The sequence below is a fragment of the Cobetia sp. genome, assembly GCF_983723665.1.
On record NZ_CFDJES010000074.1, the window covers coordinates 1 to 4,596 of the forward strand.

3 protein-coding genes are annotated in these 4,596 nt (G+C 63.7%); all 3 read left to right on the forward strand.

Translation table 11 applies throughout. The features are described from left to right. The first annotated feature begins 324 nt into the window (after positions 1-324). A complete protein-coding gene (locus tag AC4FAH_RS09120) occupies positions 325-744 on the forward strand; it encodes a DUF1499 domain-containing protein (RefSeq protein WP_043333122.1) in 420 nt (139 codons plus the stop codon). A gap of 561 nt (positions 745-1,305) precedes the next feature. Beyond that, the gene (locus tag AC4FAH_RS09125) at positions 1,306-2,643 is read left to right on the forward strand and encodes an MFS transporter (protein ID WP_052384471.1); all 1,338 of its coding nucleotides are present in this window, start codon (positions 1,306-1,308) and stop codon (positions 2,641-2,643) included. A gap of 205 nt (positions 2,644-2,848) precedes the next feature. Further along, positions 2,849-4,596 (forward strand): exodeoxyribonuclease V subunit gamma (locus AC4FAH_RS09130; protein ID WP_490245926.1); only part of this gene is annotated, 1,748 nt, incomplete at its 3' end.

The following is a 4,596-nucleotide window of genomic DNA, read 5'->3' on the forward strand; positions in this document are numbered from 1 at the left end:
GGCTTCGCTGGGGCGGAAGAGGGCACGGCCTCAAGCCGCTCAAGGTGCGGCGCATTATCAGGCAGATAATCTGGATCAAGGCCTTCCACGGGCAAAATCGACAAAAGTCGCTACGCTGAAAGTCGAGGCCCTTGTCATTCATCGACAAGCCCACGCGATGGCAGCGTGTGGGAGTTGCCTCAGCGAATCACATCAGCGGAGAAGCCCGCATGGGGCTTTCTTGCGCACAGTCTTCGCAAAGTCTTCAAGCTGACTTGGATAACAATCAGGCTGGTGACAGAGGATGCTGTTACCGACGCCCAGAGATGACAGGAAGGATTCGAAATGCGCCAAGGTCTTTTTGCTTCACCTCGTCCCGACAATCTCGGCCTGCATGATGGCATGCTGGCTCCGGCCCCCAGCACCCCCAACGGGGTCAGTTCCCAGGCCACTGACAGCAAGCATTATGTCGCGCCACTCCCGATGCCGCAGGATTGCTGCGTCAGTGCGATGGAGAAGTTGCACGGCATCATAGAATCGATGGGTCATGCTGAAATCGTCAGCGAAGATGGCGGCTATCTGCACGCCGAGTTCCACACCCCCGTGCTGGGCTTCGTCGATGATGTGGAAATCGTCTGCAATGAAGAGGAGGGGGTCTGCCATGTGCGCAGCGTCTCGCGCAGAGGGCATTCCGATCTCGGCAAGAACCGCCAGCGGGTCGAGGACATTCGCCAGCGCCTGGAAGGCTGGGGCTACTGCAGCTGACGCTTGTCGATGAACCTGAGCTTGAATCTGAGCTTGAATTCAGGTCTCGGGCGTCGCCCGGCAGGCGAGAGAAGATGACTCACTGCATGACACCCACCACATCCCTAATTGCTTGAACTGCACAGGATGACGTTCACCACCCCGGTCCGCCTTCTCGAGGCGCCGGGGTTTTTCATGCCAACTCTTGGCAAGGTCGGCGTGATTTCCCGCAAGACCCCTGCCAAACAGTGAGCGAACGCTACCCAGCCAAGGTCGCCTTTGCTACTCTGGACGCGATACATGAGACGCATGATTGCATCGATCTGTATTGTGTTTTTTGCAATACAGTGATGCGTCGTACGCTGGCAGGATTCCGCATGATCGCCACGCCTCCGGGGCAACCCCGGTGCTTTCAGTCATCATCAGCACGACTTCCGCTCCGTGATCGATGATGTCTCTCGGTTGGATGATGTCTCCCGACAAGATGATGTCTCCCCGACTGAAAGCCTCCAAGACAAGATGTGCGACGCGTGAATCACCCTTGACCATCGCTGGACACCAGCCCCCGCTAAACAGAGATCCATGAACGATTCCGTCCCCGCAGCGGGCTCCGCCTCCGCTGCTCACGATTTGCCCAACGAAAATTCGCTCAAGCGTGGTGACATCAAGGTACTCGGTCTGTCCGCTCTCGGCGGCGCCCTCGAGTTCTATGACTTCGTCATCTTCGTGTTCTTCGCCACCGTCGTCGGCCAGCTGTTCTTCCCGCCCGACATTCCCGAGTGGCTGCGTCAGGTGCAGACCTTCGGCATCTTTGCCGCCGGTTATCTGGCGCGCCCGCTGGGTGGCATCATCATGGCCCACTTCGGCGATACGCTGGGCCGCAAGAAGATGTTCACGCTGTCCATCTTCATGATGTCGCTGCCGACCCTGCTGATGGGCATGCTGCCGACCTATGCCGTCATCGGCATGTGGGCGCCGCTGCTGCTGATCATCCTGCGTCTGTTCCAGGGCGCGGCGGTCGGCGGTGAGGTGCCGGGTGCCTGGGTGTTCGTCAGCGAGCACGTCGCACCGCGTCACAATGGCCTGGCCTGCGGCACGCTCTCGATGGGGCTGGTGGGTGGCATCCTGCTCGGCTCGCTGATGGCCAGCGCCATCAACAGTGTCTACACCCCGCAAGAAGTCAGTGATTTCGCCTGGCGGATTCCGTTCATCATCGGTGGCGTGTTCGGGCTGTTCTCGGTCTATCTGCGTCGCTGGTTGCACGAGACGCCGGTATTCGCCGAGATGCAGCAGAAGAAGGCGCTGGCCGCCGAGCTGCCCTTGAAGATGATCCTGCGGGAACAGCGTCCGGCGATTGCCGTGGCGATGGCGGTCACCTGGATTCTGACCGCTGCCATCGTGGTCGTGATCCTGATGACGCCGAGCCTGATCGCGGGCCTCGAAGGCCTGAGCCGCGCCGCGGCCTTCTCCGCCAACAGTCTGGCGATCGTGGCGGTGTGCGTCGGCTGCATCGTCTCCGGTTACATGGTCGATCGCATCGGCGCCGGCGTCACCCTGGTGCTGTGGAGCGCCTTGCTGGGCATCACCTACTGGGTCTTCCTCGCCACCATGCACTCAGACCCCAGCCTGCTGGTGCCGCTCTACTGCCTGACCGGCTTCAGCGTCGGCATCGTCGGCGCGGTGCCGAGCATCGCGATCCGCGGCTTCCCGCCGGCGGTGCGCTTCACTGGCCTGTCGTTCTCCTACAATGTCGCCTACGCCATCTTCGGTGGCTTCACGCCGATTCTGGTCTCGCTGATGATGACCGTCTCGCCGCTGTCGCCCACCTGGTACGTGGCGGCGCTGTCGCTGATGGGCGTGGTGCTCGGCCTGTGGCTGGCGATCAGCCCGCGTGGCCGCGAACTGATGCGCATCGTCTGATCAGCGTATCCGGCATCGCAGGATGAGAGGCAGGCCCTTGTGGCCTGCCTCTGCCTGAAAACGCGTATCACCCTCTGGGTGGTGCGCGTTTTTCGTTTGGGCCGGCGCCACGGCGACGCTAGGATAGAGCCATTCATTGTCTCTTCCGCGCAGCGGCTTGCCACGGCCACGATGGCCGGGTTGTCACTCCCAGCAGGATGCCCGCATGTTTACCGTTCTTCACGCCAATCACCTCGAGGACCTGCGCGATCTGGCCCTCAAGGTGATCAAGGCCGCGCCTCAGCCTCCGCTGGTGCCGGAAACCTTCCTCGTCCAGTCCAACGGCATGGCCCAGTGGCTGAGATTGTCATTGGCCGAGGCCGATGGCATCGCCGCCTCGGTGGATTTTCCACTGCCCTCAAGCTTCGTATGGCGTGCCTATCGCGGGGTATTGGGCGGCGTGCTGGGCGACGAGATTCCGGAGCTGTCGCCCTTCGACAAGGGCCCGCTTGCCTGGCGTCTGCTGCGCCTGCTGCCGGGGCTGCTGGCCGATGAATCCCAGGCCGAATGCTATGCGCCGCTCAGGGATTACCTGTGTCGCGACGAGCGTGGCCAGTTGATCGAGGCGGTCGGTGAGGACGCATTGCCGGCGCTGCCCGAAGGCCCCGAGGCCGAACGTCAGCAGTGGCAGCTGGCCTGCCAGCTGGCGGACCTGTTCGATCAGTACCTCAACTATCGCCCCGAGTGGGTACGCAGTTGGGAGAGCGGGCTGGAAGACGACAACTTCCGGGATGCCTTCGCGCGTCAGCAGGCCGCAAGCGAGCTGCCGGCCAATCTGCTGCCCGACAACCTGCCGGACAGCCAACAGTGGCAGCCGGCACTGTGGCGCGCGGTGCTGGCCGATGCGCCATCCAGCAGCCGCCAGCATCACCGCGCCGCCCTGCATGGTCGCTTCGTCGCGGCGGCGCGCGCGCTGGAGACACTGCCCTCGACACGTCGTCATCCACTGCCGCCACGCCTGTTCGTGTTCGGTATCTCGGCGTTGCCGGGCCAGACGCTGGATGCACTGCATGCGCTGTCCGGGGTGATGGACATCTATCTGATGATCACCAATCCCTGCCGCCATTACTGGGGCGATATCGTCTCCGACCGCGAAGCCGTGCGGCGCAGTTCGCGAGCAGACAGCCAGCGCATGGACAGCGAGCGCCTCGCGCAACAGCGTGCCCGTCACCCCGAGGCGCCGGCGCTGATCGGGCTGGCGGAGGAGGAGTTGCACCTCAAGGCCAACCCGCTGCTGGCAGGGCTTGGCGCACAGGGGCGTGACTTCATCGTCAGCCTGTATGAATTCGAGAGTGCGCTGTCGGGGCGCGACAGCGGCTTCGATCTCGAGCTGGACGTCTTCGTGCCGCGCATCAGCGAGGACACGCCACCCGAGCAGGCACCGCTGCTGCAGCAGATCCAGGACGAGATACTCGAGCTGGTCCACCCCGGCGAGCGTGCGCTGGCCGAGGGCAGTCCGCGGGTGCTCGCGGCCGATGACGACTCCATCAGTCTGGTCAGCGCTCACTCGGCGCTGCGCGAGGTCGAGATCCTCCACGACCGCCTGCTGGCGGCCTTCGAGCGGGCCCATGACGCCGAGAAACGTGGCGAGGGCGAGCCGCTGCGGCCGCGCGACATCCTGGTGATGGTGCCCGACATCGACCGATATGCCCCCTATATCGAGGCGGTGTTCGGTCAGCTGCCGCCGGGCAATCCGCGCCATATTCCCTTCACCATCGCCGACCGCGTGGCCAGTCAGGCCAACCCGCTGCTCGGGCTGGTGCTGATGCTTCTGGAACTGCCGGAGCGCCGCCTCGGCGTCAGCGAGGTGCTGGATGCGCTGGATGTCGCCGCCTTCCGGCGTCGTTTCGCCATCGAGGAGGGCGAGCTCGAGCGTCTGCGGCGCTGGCTGGCCGACAGCGGCGTGCGCTGGGG

Coding starts and splice junctions, on each gene's coding strand:
- AC4FAH_RS09120 (WP_043333122.1), top strand. CDS start 325: ATGCGCCAAGGTCTTTTTGCTTCACCTCGTCCCGACAATCTCGGCCTG.
- AC4FAH_RS09125 (WP_052384471.1), top strand. CDS start 1,306: ATGAACGATTCCGTCCCCGCAGCGGGCTCCGCCTCCGCTGCTCACGAT.